The organism is Streptomyces sp. NPDC002057 (genome assembly GCF_040296665.1).
In the GTDB taxonomy this organism is placed as follows: domain Bacteria; phylum Actinomycetota; class Actinomycetes; order Streptomycetales; family Streptomycetaceae; genus Streptomyces.
The window spans coordinates 84,333-102,240 of record NZ_JBEOXR010000003.1 but is presented as its reverse complement, the minus strand read 5'-3'; the positions used below and the strand labels follow the sequence as shown (position 1 = coordinate 102,240).

Sequence of the window (17,908 nt, the reverse complement as noted above, 5' to 3'; positions counted from 1 at the left end):
GGAGTCCCGAAGAAACCTTCTCCCGGCCGGGTGCCGGGCGAGGATCATCGACGTGATGTGCCCCTGCAACGCGCGTCATTCCGGGCGGTTGAACCGCCGTGCGGCCCAGAACAGGGCGACGAGGCCGCCCGCGAGGAGCAGTGCTGCTTCGAGGAGGAGGGGTGGCTGCCAGCCGGCCCACTCGATGCTGGTAGCGGCTGCCTGATCGGGAACGCGCTCGGAGATGGAGCGGCGGAGGAGGTCGACCGCGTAGGCGAGCGGGTTGAAGTCGGCGACGGTGTGGACCCAGCCGGGCAGGGATTGCAGGGGGAAGAAGCCGCCGGAGAGGAACAGCAGCGGCATCATGATCACGCCGAGGAGCGTGTGGAACGTCTCCGCTCTGCGGAGGGTCACGGCGAGGGCCAGCGCCAGGGCGGTGATGGTGAATGAGGCCAGGATCATGCCGGCGAGGAGCACGGCCAGCAGAAGCGGGTCGTAGGGCAGACCGACCGTGCCGGCGAGGCTGAGGAGGACGGCGCCTTGGGCCGTGGCGGTCAGGGTGCCACCGGCGCAGTGCCCCAGGAGGAGGGTGGAACGGCTGACGGGGGCCATCAGGAGTTCTCGCAGGTAGCCGCTCTGCCGGTCGGTGATCAGACGGATGCCGACCATGATGGCCGGGGTCTGCACCGTCATCATCAGCATGCCGGGGAAGAGGTAGGTCTGGTAGCCGACGCCCAGGGAGGAGCGGGGGATGACGGCGGCCAGCCCGCCTCCGAGGATCAGGAGATAGAGCATGGGGTGCAGCAGCATCAGCGCGGTGTGGGAGCGCTGACCGGCCAGGCGCAGCAGATCGCGGTAGACCAAGGCGTGGACGGCGCGCAGCTCGCGCCGCAGGCGGGCGGTCAGGTGCGCCGTGCCGGGGGTACCCCGGCTCTCCGGGGCACAAGGGCCACCAAGGGCACCAGCGGCGTCCGGGGCAGCCGTGAGGTCCTGGGTGTCCGGGAGGTGCGGGGCCTTCGAGGTCTGAGGAGTGACTGCGGTCATCGGCCTTCACCGGCTTCCGACGTGGTGTCGCCCGAGGTCGGCGCGGCCGACGTGCGGCTGGGTCTCGCGGTGTCGAGGCTGCGGCCGGTGTGGTGGAAGAAGACGTCGTCAAGCGTGGGCGGGGTGGCGGAGGCGGCGTGGACGGCGATGTCGTCACGTTCCAGCGCCGCGCAGAGCCGGGGAATCCACGTGCTGCCGTCCGGCACTCGCAGGGAGATTCCGTCGGTGTCCACGGTGATGGCGCGGTCCGGTGGGACGATGCCGCGCACGACGTGTTGTGCTGTCGCGTTGTCGCTCGTGTGCAGCACGACCTGGTCGTCTCCGATGGCCGCCTTCAACGCGAGGGGCGTGCCCTGTGCCACCACGCGGCCACCGTCGATGATGGCGATGCGATCACAGTTCTCCGCCTCCTCCAGGTAGTGGGTGGTGACGAAGAGCGTGCTGCCCTGCCGGTCGCGCAGCGCGCGCAGATGCTCCCAGACCTGGGCGCGCGCGTGCGGGTCGAGCCCGGTGGTCGGCTCGTCCAGGAACAGCACGCGGGGGGAGTGCAGCAGGGCCCGGGCGATCTCCAGACGTCGCCGCATGCCACCCGAGAGGGTGCGCACCGGGGCGCGACGCCGGTCGGTCAGCTCCGCCGTCTCCAGGACCTCCGAGGCGCGCCGACGGGCGTGGCGACGAGGGATCCCGTAGAGGCGCGCATGGATGTGGAGGTTCTGTTCGACTGTCAGGTCCACATCCAGAGCGCTGTGCTGGAAGAGCATGCCGACGCGTCGCCGTACCTCGTGGGGTTGGGTGAGCACGTCGGCACCGACGACCGTGGCGTGACCGGCGGTGGGGCGGGCCAGGGCGCACAGGACGGAGATGGTGGTGGACTTTCCCGCGCCGTTGGGACCGAGGAAGGCGAAGGTCTCGCCCTGCAGCACATCCAGGTCGAGGCCGCGTACGGCGTGGATGGTGGTTCCCTGAGGGCCGGGGTAGCTCTTGACCAGACCGCGCATGCTGATGGCGTACTCGGGGGCGGGCGAGGGCGCGGGGGCGGGCACGGGTTCGGCTTCGGGCGCGGGCGCGAACTCGGCCGCGGCTCCGGCTCCGTCTTCGGTTTCGTCTTTTGCGTTTGCCTCGGCCTCAGGCTCGGACTCGACCGTGGCCTCGGCCTCGGGAGCATGGTGTGCGCCGTGCGGGCTGGTGACGGCGGCTGCTGTCATGAGGGCCGCGGGGGCGAGGTCGTCGTCACTGGCGTGTCGCTGCATGGGGGTCGGGTCCTCATCTACGGGTTCGCGCTCTGCGGCCCCGGGCGCGTGACCAGGGGCTGGGGGCGCACCACCGGCGTCCGGCGTATCGCGTCGGCCGGGCCACTCAGCCGGCCACGTCACCCGACCGCTTCCCGTGTGGCCGGCCGCGTCCTGCGGTCGTCGGGTCCGAGCGAACGGGTCCGTGCGAACGGGGCCGTGCGAACGGGGCCGTGCACGCGGACGCGCGTGGCGGCCCCGTCGTCGTACGCGTGGGGGGTGTGGGCGGGTCCGGCCGACGGCGTCCCGGGTGAGCCGCCGGCCGGATGGTGGTGCCTGTCCTAGGCGCAGCTGATGCCGATACACACGGTGTTGAGGACCGTCAGCAGCCCGATGCACTCGCACGTGGCGGCGAACGGCGCGCCGTCGACGCCGACGGGGTCGGTCTCCGGAAGGGCGTGGAGCCGGGCCAGCAGTTCGATGTCCTTGTTCTCCATGGGTGTTTCCTTCTTTCTGTGAGCCGGCGGCAGACTTCCTGCCGCTCAGACCGGCAACTGGACCATCCAGTGCCGGGGGTCGGTGTGGCGGATCCGCAGGAGGAAGGCCAGGATTCCGGCGGATCCGTCGCTCCAGCTGGTCGAGACGTCCCCGTACTCGTTGGGGAAGACCACCTGGGCGTGGCGGTGGGCCCTCTCGCAGAGGATGAGGCGGGCCAGGTCCTCGGCCATGGTGCGGTAGACGGGATCGCCCGTCGCGTCGGCCACGTCGAGGAGGAAGTCACCGTTGCCCGCCAGCCCGTGACACTGGGCGAGGGCGGCGCGGGAAGCGCGCTCGGTGACGGCGTGGGTGCTGCGGCGGGCGAGGTTGCCGAACCTGTCGTCCCCGGTCGCCTGCCACAACCGTACGAGGAAGGTACCGATGCCGGCCGAGCCGTGGCACCAGTACGGCGCCGTGGGCACGTCCGAGGCCTGGGAGGGCCACTGGGCCGCGTCGCCGGTGATCACCGCGGCGGCCACCAGGTGTTCGCCCGCCTCGACCGCGAGCTCCAGGTGCTCCGCGCGCTGCGAGACGGTGGCCGCGGCGAGGAGGAAGGAACCGATGCCGGACGTTCCGTGGGCGAAGCCGAGGTAGCGTTTGCCACCCTCCGAGGAGTCGGCCTCCGCGGGCACCGGCCAGCCGATGCCGGACGGACCACGTTGTGCGGCGGCGGCCAGTCGGTCGGCTGCCTCCACGACCAGTTCGGCGAAGCGCGGATCGCCGGTGCGCTGCCACAGATGGACGGCGGCCAGGCCGCTGCCCGCGGCGCCGTGCGTGATGTCGTGGTGGGGCGTCGTCTGTTGCGGGGCGAGCGCCAGAGCCAGCGCGTGGTCCGTGAGCCGGCGGTCGTCGAGGGCGCGCCCGGCGTCGTACAGCGCCCAGGCCGTCCCGCGTCCGCCGAAGTGCAGACCGGGGCGTGGGGACCGCGTATCGGTGCGGTCCGCGATCCAGTGCCCCGCGGTGGAGATCAGCCCCGGCATACGGTCGTCACCGGTGAGTTCCCAGTACCGCGTCAGTACGGCCAGGACACCGGCCGCGCCCTGCTGGACCGTGCACGGGTCGGTCTCCCCGGCCGAGGTGGAGACGGGCCACAGCCGCCGGTCGTCCTCGGGGTTCATCGAGTCGATGAGGTGGTTCACGATCCCGGCGACCGCGTCGGGCCGACCGTCCTCGTGTGCCGCACGCGATGCGCCACGCCTTCCCCTGTTGTCCTGCGCCGAGTCCGAGCCCCTGAGCGCCTCGCGGGCACGGGCGGGGTCCCACCGCTCAGCGGGATCGTCCCGCATCAGCCCCAGGACCATCTCCACCAGGCGGTCCGGCAGGCGAAGGGGTCCGGTACAGGCGGACAGCCAGGAGGCGAGACGCTGCTCCGTGGCCCTGGTGTCGGGCTCCTCGGGCAGCAGGTTCGGCACCTTGCCGGCCAGGACGAAGCACACGGTGGCGCCGAGGCTGTAGTAGTCGCCGGTCGGAGAGACGGGTGCGTCGGCCAGGCGTTCCGGGGGGCTGAAGCCGGGGGTTCCCACGCGGGTCGGCAGCGCGGCCTCGTCGTCGAGGACGGCGAGCTCCAGGTCGATGAGGCGCAGCTCGCCGTCCGGACGGACCATGACGTTGCCCGGTGTGAAGTCCCGGAGGACGCAGCCACGGGCATGGGCCGCCGCGACGAGCTCCACCAGGCGCTCGACCTGAGCCAGCGCGTCGGCGCGGTAGAGCGCTCCTCCGACATCGCGGAAGTGCTCGGCGACCCAGGTCCGCAGGGTGACGCCCGGCACCTCGTCCTGGGCCAGGAAGAGGTGCCCACCGTGTTCGAACAACGCCAGCGGGGCCGGAGCCAGCCCCGTGCCCTTGAGCTTCTCCAGCGTCCGGGCCTCGGCCCGCAGCCAGTCGCGGACGTCGCAGCCGGAGGTGTCGGCCTCCACGTGCGGCCGGGCCTCCTTGATCACCACGAGGTCGCCCGTGTGGACGTCGCTGCCCCGGTAGACGCCGCCCTTGTTCGTGTGCCGGATGGCCTCCCGTACCGCGAAGCGACCGCCGAGCACCACCGGACCGGTCGTGCGCTCCGCCGCGCGTGGCACGACCGGCACCGTGGCAGGGAACGGGCTGACCGCCCAAGCGGGTGGGGAGTACTGGCCGGTGCGCTTGTCCTCCACGGGGTTGCCGTCGGGGTCCTCGATGAACCACACCAGGAGACCGTCGTCCGACAGCCGCCGTCGGCCGACGAAGGAGCCGTAGCGGTAGTGCACCAGAGAGTTCACGGCGTAGGGCTGGTCGGACAGGATCCGGGGACCGGCCATCCCCGCCGTGACCCGGTGCAGCTCCTGCGCGAGCAGGGCCGCCTCGGCGTCGGAGCGGGGGTAGACGGTGACGAACTTGCCGGAGCTTCCCCGGGGCGTGGCACGGGAGTTGAGCGCGCTCACCTGGTCCAGCGACCGGGCGAACTTGAACGCCGACTCCTCCCGCAGCAGCACGTCCAGGGCCTTCTCGAGGACCGCCGGCGCAGAGGCGGCCGTCGCCGACAGGTGGAGCTTCCACCCCTGCTCGCGGCGCGTCCCGGACCCGGGGTTGAGACGGCACCACATCTCGTCCGAATCGGCCGTCCAGCGTGCGCTCGCACCCGTGGTGTGCAGCGCCTTGCGGAGGACGCCCTCCAGCTCAACTTCCGTAACCTGGCTTGTCATTCATGTCCCTCTCAACGGTGAGGACCGCTGGTCGGAAGGTGCCCGATGCCAGAGCCGGACCAACCACCACGCACCCGTATTCACTTGATCCGGCGAGCGCACAGCGCTCTCGCCCCACCCGAAATTGCGCCCCGGCGCAGAAGCAGGCTCCGAGGAGGGACACCGATGCCCCGGCGCACTTGCGCCGCGACAGTCCGTCGGGCGGGTCGGCACGTAGCTGGGGCGGCGAGTGTTGCCGGGGTATCGAGGAGAGGGGACTGCGGGAGGGACTGCGGGAGGGACTGCGGGAGGGGCTGCCGGAGAGAGTGCTCTAAGGAGCTGTCCGGGGTGATTCCCCACCGTTCGAGCCCTGACCTCCGGCTGGCCGGTACGGGGTCGCCCTGGGGCTGCGTCCGATGCGGCGCTGGGCCGCGACCTCACACGGCTGACGGCTGACGGCTGACGGCTGACGGTCAGGCGGTGTGGGCGGCGCGGCGTGGCATTGTGCGTGGCATGGCTCGGCCGCGTGCCCGCCCGTGTCAGGGGCCCGTGTCAAGGGGCTCGCCGTGAGCCAGGTGCCGACGTTCGGGAGCGCGTCCGGGCCGCTGTCGCTGTCCACCGACGCGACGAGATCAGCGAGGGTGGTCCCGGCCAGTGAGGCTCTCCAGACGGCCTCCGCCGCGCCCATCGCCCGGGCGATGGGGCACTGCTTCACGCACTTCTCGGGTGGCGTCGCCGGAGGGCCACGCTGGCGGATCTCGGTGCAGACGAACGCCGGCTCTGGACCGTCGACGGCCCGCACCACGTTGAGCAGGCTGATCTGGGCGGCCTGCCTGATCACCACATATCCGCCGGCCTTGCCCCGGACCGATCGCACAGGACCCGCCCGGGACCTCATCGGTTCCCAGCTCCGAGAGGGGCCCACCCCGTACTCGATCGTCCGTGCCACGCAGTTCTTCGAGCCCCGTGTCCCACGCCCCACGTCTTCCATCCGCGCCCGGCGGCGCTTGAGGCGCTCGATCCGCTACTGCCGAGGGTCGGCGGGGGGATGGTGGTTCGGCGCGGTCGCGCTACGCGCCGTCCCGCTCGTGCTGAAGCTGCTTCGCCCGGTGGTCGGGCTCATCGGTCCGGACGTGTGTGGCCGCCGTATGCAGGGCCCGCAAGGCCACCAGAAGGACGCCGATGTCGTCCAAGTAGACGGGGTCGGGGATCAAGTCGATCGGCGACACCGTGTACACCACGGCTGCCCAGAACAGGGCCTTGGACCGCAACGGGATACCGGCGTCCAGCAGAAGCCGGCGGGCACGGAAAACGCGTACGAGCAGAACCGCCGCGCACGCGGCCATCGCCAGCGCGACTACGGCTGCCACCACGAACCAGAGGGAGCTGTCCATGCCGCTCTCCTACCCCCGCCTTCGCGAACCGCACCGGATGCCGGGCCCTGAGCGCCCCCGACGGCGGGGTCGCGCCCGTACGAGGGACCACGGCATTGCGTCGTAGTCTCCCTTTATCATCAAAAACTGTCAAAGAAACACGAATCCCCCAAAGGTCGCGAAGAGCGCAAAGATCACAGGGGTGAATCCGCGCCGACAGCGCACGCACGGGAAGTAGAGCAGGGGCAGAAGCGTCAGGGGGATCCAGTCAGGGGGACGGGAGTCGCGGGTATCGAAGGGCATGCCCCGGTAGCCTCGACCGGGTGAGGGTGGGTACCGAGGACACGAGGCTGGTCGTGCTGCGCGGCAACAGCGCCTCGGGCAAGTCGTCCGTCGCGGCAGGCATGCGCGACCTGTTCGGCCGTGGCCTGGCCCTCGTCGCCCAGGACAACCTCCGCCGGATCGTGCTTCGCGAACGGGACCGGCCCGGTGCGGCGAACGTCGGCCTCATCGACCTGACCGCGCGCTACGCGCTGGATGCTGGATATCACGTCGTCGTCGAAGGCATCCTTTACGCCGATCACTACGGCGAGATGCTCGCCCGGCTGCGCGCCGACCACCGCGGTCCGACCCGCGGCTACTACCTTGACGTGCCGTTCGAGGAAACCCTGGCTCGTCATGCCACCAAGCCGATCGCGAACGAGGTCGGTGAAACGGAGTTGCGCGACTGGTACCGGGAACGGGACCTGCTCCCCGGCGGCGTGGAAACCGTCATCGGTGCCGACAGTGCCGTGTACGAGACGATCGAGCGCATCATGCACGACACAGGCCTGGACGGCCTTCCCGCGCTGGAGCACTGACCACCCGGGCTCGTGCGGGGCCGCCTCGACCCGGCGGAACGCTCGTCCTCCTGCCGTACTCCGCGCTGCGATCGCCACCCACCTGGTCGACCCGCCGCCCGCCCAGCTGCACGTCGGCGACCACCCGCCCGAGCCGAATCGCTCCCGCCGGCAACGCCGAGGCCGCCCGCGCCCGCCCTTGGCATGGCGAAGCCGTCCCATGGAACGGCCCCGCAACGGGAGGGAACGAGAAAAGAAGGAAATGGAATGGACGAACGAACGGCCCTCCGTGTTCCATCGACCATCCGATGGGGTGATCGCACGGACACGAGGGAGAGCTGGTGCAGCAGGACATCTTCGAGGGGCTCGCGGCCAACCCAGCCCTCCCCGAGCGACTGCTCGAACGGCTTGCTGCGATCGGTGACGAGTACGTACGTGCCGTGCTGGCGCGTCGCGACGACCTGACCGAGTCCCCTGCACGCACTCTCCTCACCCACGCCGATGCCGACATCCACACCCTGATCGCGCTCGGCAAGGTCCCCTGGACCGATGTGCCGCGCCACGACCCCACGCTCCTGCTCGCCGCGGCTCAGGCCGGGATCGTGCCGGACGCGGTGCTACGAGACCTCGCCACGCACCCCGACCCGGAGATCCGTGGCGAGCTGGCCTTCTACGTCACGGACCTGCCGCACCACATCCTCGCCGTCCTCGCCCGCGACCCCGACCCGGACGTGGTCGAGCGGGTCGCCGGCGTCCCCGAACTGCCCGCCGACCTTGCCGAGGAGATCGCCCGCCACCCTCACGTGGTCGTACGGGTGAGCCTTGCGGAGAACGACCGCGTCCCGCCCGCCCTGCTTGCCGCGCTCGTCGCCGACGGCGGTCACCCCCCGCCCACCCGCTGCGCCTCATGCCACCGCCGCACCGAGGGCTGCGGCGACCACACACCGGGCGTCCGCCGGATACGACTCGCCGCGGCGGCCAACCCCGCCGTGCCGCCCGGCGGGATCGAGGCCTTCCTCGGCCCCGAAGAAACCTGGGCGCCGGCCGAGATCGCGGAACGGACCGACCTTCCGGCCCCCTTTCACCATCGCCTGGCCGTCCATCCGGCCGCCTTCGTGCGGACGACCCTCGCGCGAAATCCCAGTATCGGCGAGGCCCTGATCCTCAAGCTCGCCGCCGACCCCGATCCCGATGTGGGCCTGGCCGTCGCGGAGAACCCGGCCGTACCGCTCTCCCTCGTCGTCGCCCTCGCAGGCAGGCGACGACTCCCGCGCGGGCCGCTGCCCCGGATCCTCGCCGCCAACGACGCCGAGCTGTACGAGTTGGCCATGAGCCGGGTGGCCCAGGTCCGGGCACTCGCAGCCTCCCGTCCGGACCTTCCCGCGCCGCTCGTGGACCTGCTCGCCGCAGACCCCGACATCGGGGTGGCCCGAAGAATCGCCCCTCATCCTGAACTCACCGGCCATCAGCTCACCGCGATGACCGACCGCCACGGGCCACCCGTCTACGGCGCTGTCGCTCAGAATCCTGGCTGCCCCGCCGAGCTGCTGCGCAGGATGGCACAGGACTGCACCTCTGTCGCCAAGGCGCTCCGCCCGATCGCGGCGCACCCGGCCCTTCCGCCGGACGTCGTCGAGCGCCTGCTGGACGCTCCGGACCAGAGGGTCGTCCACGCCGCCGCCGCCCATCCCGCACTGCCGATACGGACGATGGAGCGGCTGCTCGCTGTGGCTGCCATCTGCGCAGGGGATGGGCGGGAACTGCGGGGATGAGCGTTACTCATCCACCGTCACCCTCGGCGCCGGTGCTGCTCGCAGGGTCAGCCGAAGCCGAGGACAGGGTGGTGGGGTAAGCGGTGACGGAGCGCTGGGCGATCAGGTGGGCGGAATGGCCGTCAGAGGCGGTGGGTCCGTCCGGGGTAGAGACGGTGATGGCCAGGCGCTTCGAGGACACGGGCAGCGTGGGCATCGGGTCGGCCTGAGGGCGAGCGAGGTGAACCCGGTGCGAGCGAGGCGAGTGAGGCGAGGCGCGGCATGTGAGCGGGCCCAGCGACCGAAGTACAAGCGCCCCTAGAACCCCACCGAAAGACCCGAAAAGCGGTCGATGGGCTATCGCGCCCGGCTGAAGCTGATCAGCTCGGGCAGCAGCATGAGGAACCCGACCAAGATCCAGCCTCCTCCAACGATGCGGAGCGTCCTCGGTGTTGCCGTCCCCGTGAACGGCATGTTGCGCGCGACGAGGGCAAAGAACTTCTCTGCCGCCCCCCGGACGTTCAGGGCGAACACAAAGCCGGCGACGATGAAGAATCCGCCGACGATCCAGAAGTTCCACATGTCGGGATCTGCTTTTTCGCCCACCATGTCTCCCCACCCCAGAACCAGACAGCTCACAACACCTCACAACCTACCTGGATGAAGCTTGTGGGCGCCCCCAAACAGCCAGGGCCTGGGGAATTATGTGAACTTCGCCCTGGAAAAGCCATCGCGGGCCGAGAAGACGCCTGTCCCCGATCCGATCTCGACGATGGACGGCGATGTCCGCTGCACATAGGAAGTGATCAGCTCGACCAAGGCCCGCAGCAAGGCCTCGGGCATAGCGTTGCCACGCTCCTAGGAGCCGGCCAGTTGCTCATCGTCATAGACAGGACTCATGCAACCGCTCCTCACCCAGGGATCACACCCGAACAAGAACGCCTTCGCACGCCAAGACACCAAAGGAAACGACGTCTGACGACCTGGGGAGCGATTGACGGTGTTCAGGTTGAGTGGACTTCGACCGTGCGACCGTCGGGGTCGGTGAGGATGTGGCGGCCTGGCGTGAGTTGCGGAGTAGCCGTGCTGCCGTCGACGGCGAGGCCGAGGCGCAGTGCGTCCGTCTGACGTCCAGGGCGGGCTGGGTAGAGCTCGAACACCATGCCGTTGGGAAGGACCGCGGCGTAGTGCTCGGGGCCCTGGCCGTGCCGCTCCGCGGCGAAGTCCAGGCCGAGACCCTGGTAGAAGCGCCTGCATTCCTCAAGCTGCGGCGAGTACAGCACCAGCAAGGTCACGCCGACCGGCTTCGGGTCACTCATCGGTTTCTGGCCTTTGCTGACGTTGACGGGGATCGAACCGCAACGCAGCAAGGGCCGCACGAGTTGGGCGAGTTATGAGGTTTGCCCGGGCACCCGCCTGGCGTCGCGAGCAGCGGCGCCGCCACTGCTCCAGGCGGATCTGGGTGGACACACGAACGCCGAGTTCACGCCGTGGCGACCGCTGTAGCGGTTCATCGGGCGCCGGGAGACATACGCCTTCCCCGGGCCTGTCACAGGCGGCCAGTAGCCTCTCGCCATGCAGACAGCGCTGATGATCTACGACGGCTCCGCACCGGTCGATTCCGACATCCCGCGTACCGGGGGCGTGCCGCTGGCTCCTGCCGGATTCGCCTGGCCCCTGTGCGGCTGTGGGGGACCGCTTCAGTTCTTCGCCCATCTCCCCGTCGAGGACGGTGTCCTGTCGGTGTTCCTGTGCCAGAACGACCCCGGGGCGTGCGAGTTCTGGGATGCGAGCTCCAGCGCGAACCGGGTCCATCTGTTTCCCCGCGAGGGACTGCGGCCGGTAGCCGTACCCGAGGCCGGACTGACGCTGCTGCCCACGACCTCGGCCATCCGCACCCACGTGGTGACGATCGACCCCGAAGATGCCTGCGGTGAGGAAGGGATCGAGCCTGACGCCTACGACCTTGCCCGCTCGGGATGGAAGCGGGAACCCGACGAACGCTTCGGGAAGCAGCGCGAAGTGCTCGGGTCACTCGGAGGCAGCCCTTCCTACCTTGAGGACGACCGCCTGCCCGCGTGTCCCTCGTGCAGCGGCACCATGGAGTTCGCGGCACACCTGGAGGAGGGGATGACCCAGGAGACCGCAATGAACCTCGGCGGTCAGCTGGGCTACGTCTTCGTCTGCCGCCCTTGTCGAGAGGGCGCCTTTCTCACGGACTGAGGGTCACCTGCGCGGGGCACGGAGAGTGACGCTGTCGCTGGTTGGGGAAGCCGTGGAGTGCCTCTGGGGCGGAGACGGTGCCGCCTGTGCGCTGCGTTGCGACGGGGGCAGAGTCTGTGGTCCTGGGAGGAGTGCCCAGCCCAGCCCAGCCCAGCCCAGCCCAGCCCAGCCCAGCCCGGCCCGGCCCGGCCCGGCCCGGCCTCGGTCACGGTGGAAGCGAACTGGAACAATGCTCTGCGGACAGCAGCAGGGTGCGCAGCAGGGCGTCCGGGATGCGAAGGATCTGGGGAACGAGATGACGTCTTACGGCCAACGTTCACGGCGCGGCATCGCGGGGCTTGTGCTCGCCGGGGCTCTCACGGCGGGTGCCGCAGCCTGCGGCGATACAGGGGATGACGCGGAGGGTGGTGGCGGGAGGCTCTCCGCCGCACTCGACGGGATCGGCCAGGACGCTGCGGGTACCTACCTGACCTACTGGGATGTGAGCGAATCGCGGCGCCTGGTCGGCAAGAACAAGGAACTGTACGGACCCCTGGACGGGTACGGGATCGCCGAGGTGGTCCAGGCTCGGTACGAGGGCGACCCGCCCCGCACGGCGCAGGGCTTCGACGAGAGCGATGTGGACACCACAGTCCAGATCGGATCGCAGGCCGCCCGTCTCACCGGCCGCTTCGATGTCGCGGCTGTCACCGATGCGCTGGTGAAGCGCGGGTGGCGGACGGACTCGAAGACCGACGAGGGGGTGCTGCTGCGCGAAGGCGAGGCCCAGGTCGGCGTCTCGGCTTCCGTCCGCACCTCCACGTCCGGCAAGAACAGCGGGATCGCTCCGCTGACCGCACCCGGGCGCTCGGTCGCCGACGACCCGGCCTACCAGGCGGCCGTCCGTTGCCTCGGCGAGGACACCTACCACGCGACCTTCTACGGCAAGGACCCCGCCGGCCGGCTGCCTGGGCTGACTCTCTTCGCGATCGGCGCCCGCGCCGGGGACGACGGCACCTCGCGCGAGCGACTGTGCGCCGTGACGCAGTCGGCCGAGGGCGCTCGGGGTGTCGCCGAGGCGTTGAAGGCCAAGACCGCCCCGGGCGAGCGGTTCGCCGGGGCCGGCGTCGCGGTGGGCAGCGGCACCGCTCCCGTGGTCACCATGGAGTGGGCCAACAGCGCCGCGTCGGGACTGCGCCCCGGCGCGCAGAACCAGACGGCCGAACTGCCCCGGCTGCTCATGCCGTCAAGTTGAGTCGATGAGGTTGCGGAGACATGCCTCGCTCGCGAGCATCGGTCCTTGCTGTCGTCCATCCATCCTGAAGGTGCTCCGGCAGATGATTCGGAACAACTGAGGGCGTCGCGTGAGATTCTCGGCCAGCAGACGGGTGGACTCGGCGACGCCGATCTCCTGGTCTCCCTGGTCGGCGGGCGGACGTCCCCGGGCGATGATCTCGGCCTCGTAGTGGGACGCCGCGAAACCGAACCCGAACACGAACACCCGTCGTAGTGCCCCGCCGCCACGGACACCGAGTACATGTCGTACCCGCCGATCAAGGGGCCGTTCGGGGGAGGGTCAGGCACGTGCTGCCGTGTCTTCGGTCGAGGAGGGAAGGCAGGTGGAGGCAGAAGTCTCGTGGTGGTGAGGAGCAGATCCCCGATGCAGATCGATCTGACAGGGCGTACGGCGCTGGTTACGGGCTCCACTCAGGGGATTGGCGCCGCGATCGCCGCCGGTCTTGCCGCAGCCGGTGCGCGTGTGGGTGTCAACGGCCGGACGCCCGATCGGGTGGAACAGGCGATGGCCGACCTTCTCGGCAGGGAACCGGGGGCGGATCTCGTGGCGGTGGCTGCCGATGTCACCACGGAGGAGGGCGCGGGCCAGGTCGCCGAGGTTCTGCCCGATGTGGACATTCTGGTGAACAACCTCGGTGTCTTCGGGCAGGCTGACGCTCTGGAGATCAGCGATGACGAGTGGCGACGGTACTTCGACGTCAATGTTCTGTCCGCAGTGCGTCTGACCCGCCGGTTCCTGCCCGGCATGAGTGAGCGCGGCTGGGGACGGGTTCTGAACATCGCGAGCGACTCCGCGATCGTGGTCCCCGCCGAGATGATCCATTACGGGATGACCAAGACCGCGCTGTTGTCCGTCACCCGGGGATTCGCGAAGCACGCGGCAGGCACCGGTGTCACGGTGAACTCGGTCATCGCCGGCCCCACGCATACGGGTGGCGTCGAGGACTTCGTCTACGAGCTGGTCGACCGGGACCTGCCCTGGGACCGGGCGCAGCGCGTCTTCATGAAGGAGTATCGCCCGCAGTCGTTGCTGCAGCGGCTGATCGAACCTGAGGAGATCGCGAACATGGTCGTGTACCTCGCCTCGGATCAGGCCTCCGCCACGACCGGCGGGGCGCTGCGGGTGGACGGCGGATATGTGGACTCGATTCTGCCCTGACCCGCCCCCACCCGTGGCGGCACGGCCGCTCGGCCCGTTCCCTCGGGCCGCTCGCCCGGTCCACTGGCTCAGTCCACTTGTACGGCCAGGGACTTCCGCCACGGGAGGCCCAACGATCCCGGGGCACGAAGATCACCCGGCCACGCCTGACGCCCTGAACGCCGGCCACGGTCAAGGTCAAGGTCACAGTCACGGTCACGCCCCTGAGCACCGGGCCGGTGGCGCTCCCGGTCGCGTTAGGGCGCCCTTCCCGGCGGAGCGACACCGTGGCTTCACACTGTGGTGTTCAGGGTGCGGCGGGCACCCGCTCCGAGCCGGGAGGCGCGTGGTTGGTGGTCAGACGGCTTCGTACGTGAGTGTCCGGTGCAGGGCTGTCAGGCCGTCCTGGTAGATGCCGTGGAACAGGCTGACGGCCTCGTGGTCGCTGATGCCGTTCGGGGTGAAGGTGCCGGACCACTCCACGCGGGCCGTGTCCTGCCCGGGTGCCGCGTGCACGCTGAGGGTGGAGAGGTAGCCGGTCACGGGGAAGGGGGCCTGGAGAATGGAGTAGCTGTAGCTCCGAGCCTTGTCGTCGAAGGCTTCCAGGCGCTCGATGATGACCCCGCCGTCCTCGTTCGCGAGGGTGCGGACGCGGCCGCCCTCGCTGAGTTCGCTTGCGGGGATGTAAGGCAGCCAGTCGGGAAGCGAGTCGAAGCCGCCGATGAGCTGCCAGACGCGGTCGGGTGATGCGGGAATGTCGATGGAGGCGGTCGTCGTGGCCACGGGAGTCTCCTGAGGTGCGTTGCTGGAGCGGTCAGAGAAGTCGAAGAGACAGGAAGGAAGGGGGAGGGGGACGAGGGCTGACGCAGAGAGGCCGAGAGCCAGCGGACCGACCGGTCGAAGAGGTCAGGCAGTGGCGGTAGGGGTAGCGGCAGGGGTAGGCGTAGGGGCGTCACGCCCGATCAGCCCCTCCGTACGCAGGTCGGCCCAGAACGCCCCCGGCACCCTCTCCGCCAGCGCTGCCGTGTCCTCCGCTATGCGGCTGGGCTTCGTCGCACCGGGGATGGCCGCGACGGTGGCCGGGTGCGCGAGGGAGAACTGCAGGGCGGCGGCCTTGATGCCGACGCCGTGGCGGTCGGCGACCGCCTTGATCCGTTCGACCCGCTCGACGACGGCGGCAGGGGCCTTCTGGTACTCGAAGTGGGTTCCTCCGGCGAGGATTCCCGAGCTGTACGGGCCGCCGACGACGATGTCGACGCCTTGGGCGGCGGCTGCCGGAAGCAGGCGCTGCAGAGCCCGGTCGTGGTCGAGGAGCGTGTACCGGCCGGCGAGGAGGAAGGCGTCGGGCTTCGGCTCGTCCAGGTCGAGGGTGAGTTCGAGCGGTTCCACGCGGTTGACGCCCAGGCCCCAGGCCTTGATGACGCCCTCCTCGCGCAGCTTCTGCAGGACGCGGAAGGCTCCGGTGCGGGCGCTCTCGTAAGCGGCCAGCCACTCGTCCCCGTAGAAGTCCTGGGCGACGTCGTGCACCCACACGATGTCGAGGCGGTCGGTCCTGAGCCGCTTCAGGCTGTCCTCGACGGAACGCAGGGTGGCATCGGCGCTGTAGTCGTTGACCATCTTGTTGGGGCGACCGTGTTCGAAGAGGCCGCCCTTCTCTCCGAGGTCCCGGGCAGCGGGGTCCTCGATCTCGTCGAGGACCAGGCGGCCGACCTTGGTGCTGAGGACGTACGCGTCGCGGGGGTGCTGGGCGAGCACCTCTCCGAGTCGGATCTCGGAGAGGCCGGCGCCGTAGAAGGGAGCCGTGTCGAAGTAACGGATGCCCTGATCCCAGGCCGCTTCGACGGTGGCAGCCGCCTCCTCGTCGGGGATGGCGCGGAACATGTTGCCCAGGGGAGCGGTACCGAAGCCCAGGGCACCGGGAAGGAGGGATGCGATGGTCACGAGAGATCCTTTTCATGGGGATTGCCACGGATCAGTAGCAAAAACAGAGATCCGTCGGCCTTGTGCTTCCGAGGTTAGGATCCCTACATGAGACTGTCCAAGACTCACTTGGACTCACTTCAGTCCTTTGAGGTCCTACATGCTTGACCTGCGACAACTCCGCTATTTCGTGATCGTCGCCGAGACGGAGCACGTCGGACGCGCCGCCGAACGGCTGCACATCTCCCAGTCACCCCTCAGCCGGCAGATCGCCCAGCTTGAGAAGAACCTGGGCCTCACGCTCTTCGAGCGCAGTCAGCAGCGCATCCGGCTCACCTCGGACGGCCACGTCTTCCTGACCGAGGCCCGCGCGCTGCTGCGCCACGCGGACCGGCTGGAGAACCTCGGCCGGCGCCTCGGGCGGGGTGAGGAAGGGGGACTGTGCATCGGATACGTGGCCGACGCGATGCACACGGGCATCCTGCCCGCAGCCCTGCGCACCCTGCGCGAGGAGCGCCCGGGAATCCACGTGGCCCTGTACGACCAGGACTCCGCCGACCAGTTCGAAGGCCTGCGCCAGCGCAGCCTGGACATCGCCCTGGTCCGCACGCCCCCTCCCGACGACGACGCGGACCTCGCCGCCTGCTCGTTGCTGCAGGACCCGCTGCTGCTCGCACTGCCCACGGACCATCCCCTCGCGCACCAGGAGGACCTGACGCCCGACGCCCTGAACGGTCAGCCGTGGATCGCGGTGGGGGACTCCCCGGATCCCGCCTGGCGTGACACGTTCGTCGCGTCCTGCATCTCCGCCGGCTTCACCCCGGACATCCGCCTCGACGCGTCCGATCCGCTCACCGCGCTGGGTCTGGTCGCCTCCGGCCTCGGCCTCGCGCTGGTCCAGCGGAGCATGGTGCGCGGTACGACCGAAGGCATCGTCGTACGCGAACTTCCCTGGTACGGGGGATCGGTGCAGCTCTGGGCGGCCTGGCACCGGGTCGATCTGCGACCCGTGGTGGCGTCGTTCCGCGCAACCGTCCTCGGTGGCCAGGAGCCCGTCACCGGCGAGGCCCCCGCATCCTGACTGCCCCGCAGCCCATGTCCGCACGTGCGGCGGCTGCTGCCCCCGACGGGGCATGGGCACCCACCGCGCCGCTTCCACCTCGCAGCGACCCGGCTCTCTCTGGCCTGGCTCTCCCTTGTTCTGCCCGGCCGGAGCTGGCTCTGCTCGGCTCTGCCCAGCCCGAACTGGCTTTGCCCAGCCCGGCCCGACCTGTCTCCGCCCGGCCCGACCTGTCTCCGCCCGGCCCGACCTGTCTCCGCCCGGCCCCGGCCGGGCTCTGCCCTGCCCTCCCCGGATCTGCCCGGGCAGCGCGTCGCCGTACGCTGTCCCGCCCGCTCCGCCAAGGCGGCGGATCACGTCAAGTCGCCACACTTTTGAGACTCTCTGCGCCGCGTGACGCCGTGTCGTCCCGCCGGGCGACTTCGCACGGGTAACTTCTCTCTTGACCTGCTATTGACCAAGTCTTGGTGATCGCTATAGGTCGGGAATGGTCGCCCCGGCAGTACGTGGAAAGGAGGTGCACATGTTCCGTATATTCCTCGCCCGGAACGCCGAAATACCCTCTGGACGCACCCCTCACGCGCGGCGGCCCGCTCGACTCGTCGAGTCCTCCATCTCCGTGAACCCCGAACGTGCGGGGAATCCGGAGACGGTGAGCCTCGGCCCGCAACTGCGGCTCTCCGCTGCTTTGTTCGACGGCACCGTCAGATCTGTACCGGTCGGCAGAAACGACACTGCTAAGTCCTGTCACTTCTGAGAGCAGTGTCCTCGCCTGCCCCCGTTCGCTCTGACTTCTCTCCCCTCGCTCATTCCCCACCCATTTCCTTACCCCCCCCATGCACACGTGCACGTCCGGCGCCCCCATCGTGGCCCGCCAGGAGGAACA

Annotated in this window: 16 protein-coding genes; 6 read left to right on the top strand and 10 right to left on the bottom strand. The window is 70.0% G+C overall.

The features are described 5' to 3' along the window. Window positions 1–75: 75 nt before the first annotated feature. From ABT129_RS03815 to ABT129_RS03790, 6 genes are all read right to left on the bottom strand, one after another. Window positions 76–1,023 carry an ABC transporter permease gene (locus tag ABT129_RS03815; protein ID WP_351896136.1) on the bottom strand — a complete coding sequence of 316 codons (948 nt, stop codon included), beginning with the start codon at window positions 1,021–1,023 and terminating at the stop codon, window positions 76–78. Further along, entirely contained in the window at window positions 1,020–2,021 is a 1,002-nt protein-coding gene (locus ABT129_RS03810; protein ID WP_351896508.1) for an ATP-binding cassette domain-containing protein, read from the bottom strand. The genes ABT129_RS03815 and ABT129_RS03810 overlap by 4 nt, the downstream gene beginning before the upstream one ends. Before the next feature lie 572 nt (window positions 2,022–2,593). Then, the gene (locus ABT129_RS03805; RefSeq protein WP_351896134.1) at window positions 2,594–2,749 is read right to left on the bottom strand and encodes a VenA family class IV lanthipeptide; all 156 of its coding nucleotides are present in this window, start codon (window positions 2,747–2,749) and stop codon (window positions 2,594–2,596) included. 45 nt (window positions 2,750–2,794) lie between these two features. After that, on the bottom strand, window positions 2,795–5,464 hold the full coding sequence (gene lanL / locus ABT129_RS03800; protein WP_351896131.1) for a class IV lanthionine synthetase LanL: 2,670 nt from the start codon (window positions 5,462–5,464) through the stop codon (window positions 2,795–2,797). A gap of 310 nt (window positions 5,465–5,774) precedes the next feature. Further along, a complete protein-coding gene (locus ABT129_RS03795; RefSeq protein WP_351896129.1) occupies window positions 5,775–6,341 on the bottom strand; it encodes an RrF2 family transcriptional regulator in 567 nt (188 codons plus the stop codon). Between the two features lie 172 nt (window positions 6,342–6,513). Beyond that, window positions 6,514–6,837, bottom strand: a complete 324-nt coding sequence (locus tag ABT129_RS03790; RefSeq protein ID WP_351896126.1) for a YkvA family protein — start codon at window positions 6,835–6,837, stop codon at window positions 6,514–6,516. Between the two features lie 302 nt (window positions 6,838–7,139). On the opposite strand from ABT129_RS03790, the gene ABT129_RS03785 reads away from it, so the two are divergent. Both ABT129_RS03785 and ABT129_RS03780 read left to right on the top strand, forming a co-directional pair. After that, entirely contained in the window at window positions 7,140–7,676 is a 537-nt protein-coding gene (locus tag ABT129_RS03785) for a P-loop NTPase family protein (protein ID WP_502981642.1), read from the top strand. 320 nt (window positions 7,677–7,996) lie between these two features. Beyond that, entirely contained in the window at window positions 7,997–9,427 is a 1,431-nt protein-coding gene (locus ABT129_RS03780) for a hypothetical protein (RefSeq protein WP_351896122.1), read from the top strand. Window positions 9,428–9,763: 336 nt separating this feature from the next. Here ABT129_RS03780 and ABT129_RS03775 read toward each other — a convergent pair whose 3' ends face one another. Both ABT129_RS03775 and ABT129_RS03770 read right to left on the bottom strand, forming a co-directional pair. Continuing rightward, a complete protein-coding gene (locus tag ABT129_RS03775; protein ID WP_351896120.1) occupies window positions 9,764–10,015 on the bottom strand; it encodes a hypothetical protein in 252 nt (83 codons plus the stop codon). Window positions 10,016–10,410: 395 nt separating this feature from the next. Beyond that, complete coding sequence (locus ABT129_RS03770) at window positions 10,411–10,725, bottom strand: VOC family protein (RefSeq protein WP_351896118.1); 315 nt, start codon at window positions 10,723–10,725, stop codon at window positions 10,411–10,413. A gap of 256 nt (window positions 10,726–10,981) precedes the next feature. Between ABT129_RS03770 and ABT129_RS03765 the strand changes: the two genes are divergently transcribed. The 3 genes from ABT129_RS03765 to ABT129_RS03755 all read left to right on the top strand — a co-directional run bounded on the left by ABT129_RS03765 (window position 10,982) and on the right by ABT129_RS03755 (window position 14,063). Continuing rightward, the gene (locus tag ABT129_RS03765) at window positions 10,982–11,629 is read left to right on the top strand and encodes a YwqG family protein (RefSeq protein WP_351896116.1); all 648 of its coding nucleotides are present in this window, start codon (window positions 10,982–10,984) and stop codon (window positions 11,627–11,629) included. A 481-nt stretch (window positions 11,630–12,110) separates the two neighbouring features. Then, entirely contained in the window at window positions 12,111–12,863 is a 753-nt protein-coding gene (locus tag ABT129_RS03760; RefSeq protein WP_351896113.1) for a hypothetical protein, read from the top strand. A gap of 405 nt (window positions 12,864–13,268) precedes the next feature. Beyond that, window positions 13,269–14,063, top strand: a complete 795-nt coding sequence (locus ABT129_RS03755) for an SDR family NAD(P)-dependent oxidoreductase (RefSeq protein WP_351896111.1) — start codon at window positions 13,269–13,271, stop codon at window positions 14,061–14,063. Window positions 14,064–14,399: 336 nt separating this feature from the next. Here the strand turns inward: ABT129_RS03755 and ABT129_RS03750 are convergent, their stop codons facing one another. Both ABT129_RS03750 and ABT129_RS03745 read right to left on the bottom strand, forming a co-directional pair. Beyond that, window positions 14,400–14,825, bottom strand: coding sequence for an SRPBCC family protein (locus ABT129_RS03750; protein WP_351896109.1), 426 nt, complete (start codon window positions 14,823–14,825; stop codon window positions 14,400–14,402). 123 nt (window positions 14,826–14,948) lie between these two features. Continuing rightward, window positions 14,949–15,983 (bottom strand): aldo/keto reductase, encoded by a 1,035-nt coding sequence (locus ABT129_RS03745; RefSeq protein WP_351896107.1) that lies wholly within the window; start codon window positions 15,981–15,983, stop codon window positions 14,949–14,951. Window positions 15,984–16,122: 139 nt separating this feature from the next. On the opposite strand from ABT129_RS03745, the gene ABT129_RS03740 reads away from it, so the two are divergent. Next, entirely contained in the window at window positions 16,123–17,043 is a 921-nt protein-coding gene (locus tag ABT129_RS03740; protein ID WP_351896105.1) for a LysR substrate-binding domain-containing protein, read from the top strand. Window positions 17,044–17,908 lie beyond the last annotated feature (865 nt).

Excerpts from the sequence above, each read along its gene's own strand:
- ABT129_RS03815 (WP_351896136.1), bottom strand. The coding sequence starts at position 1,023 with ATGACCGCAGTCACTCCTCAGACCTCGAAGGCCCCGCACCTCCCGGAC.
- ABT129_RS03810 (WP_351896508.1), bottom strand. The coding sequence starts at position 2,021 with ATGCGCGGTCTGGTCAAGAGCTACCCCGGCCCTCAGGGAACCACCATC.
- ABT129_RS03805 (WP_351896134.1), bottom strand. The coding sequence starts at position 2,749 with ATGGAGAACAAGGACATCGAACTGCTGGCCCGGCTCCACGCCCTTCCG.
- lanL (WP_351896131.1), bottom strand. The coding sequence starts at position 5,464 with ATGACAAGCCAGGTTACGGAAGTTGAGCTGGAGGGCGTCCTCCGCAAG.
- ABT129_RS03795 (WP_351896129.1), bottom strand. The coding sequence starts at position 6,341 with ATGAGGTCCCGGGCGGGTCCTGTGCGATCGGTCCGGGGCAAGGCCGGC.
- ABT129_RS03790 (WP_351896126.1), bottom strand. The coding sequence starts at position 6,837 with ATGGACAGCTCCCTCTGGTTCGTGGTGGCAGCCGTAGTCGCGCTGGCG.
- ABT129_RS03775 (WP_351896120.1), bottom strand. The coding sequence starts at position 10,015 with ATGGTGGGCGAAAAAGCAGATCCCGACATGTGGAACTTCTGGATCGTC.
- ABT129_RS03770 (WP_351896118.1), bottom strand. The coding sequence starts at position 10,725 with ATGAGTGACCCGAAGCCGGTCGGCGTGACCTTGCTGGTGCTGTACTCG.
- ABT129_RS03765 (WP_351896116.1), top strand. The coding sequence starts at position 10,982 with ATGCAGACAGCGCTGATGATCTACGACGGCTCCGCACCGGTCGATTCC.
- ABT129_RS03755 (WP_351896111.1), top strand. The coding sequence starts at position 13,269 with ATGCAGATCGATCTGACAGGGCGTACGGCGCTGGTTACGGGCTCCACT.
- ABT129_RS03740 (WP_351896105.1), top strand. The coding sequence starts at position 16,123 with ATGCTTGACCTGCGACAACTCCGCTATTTCGTGATCGTCGCCGAGACG.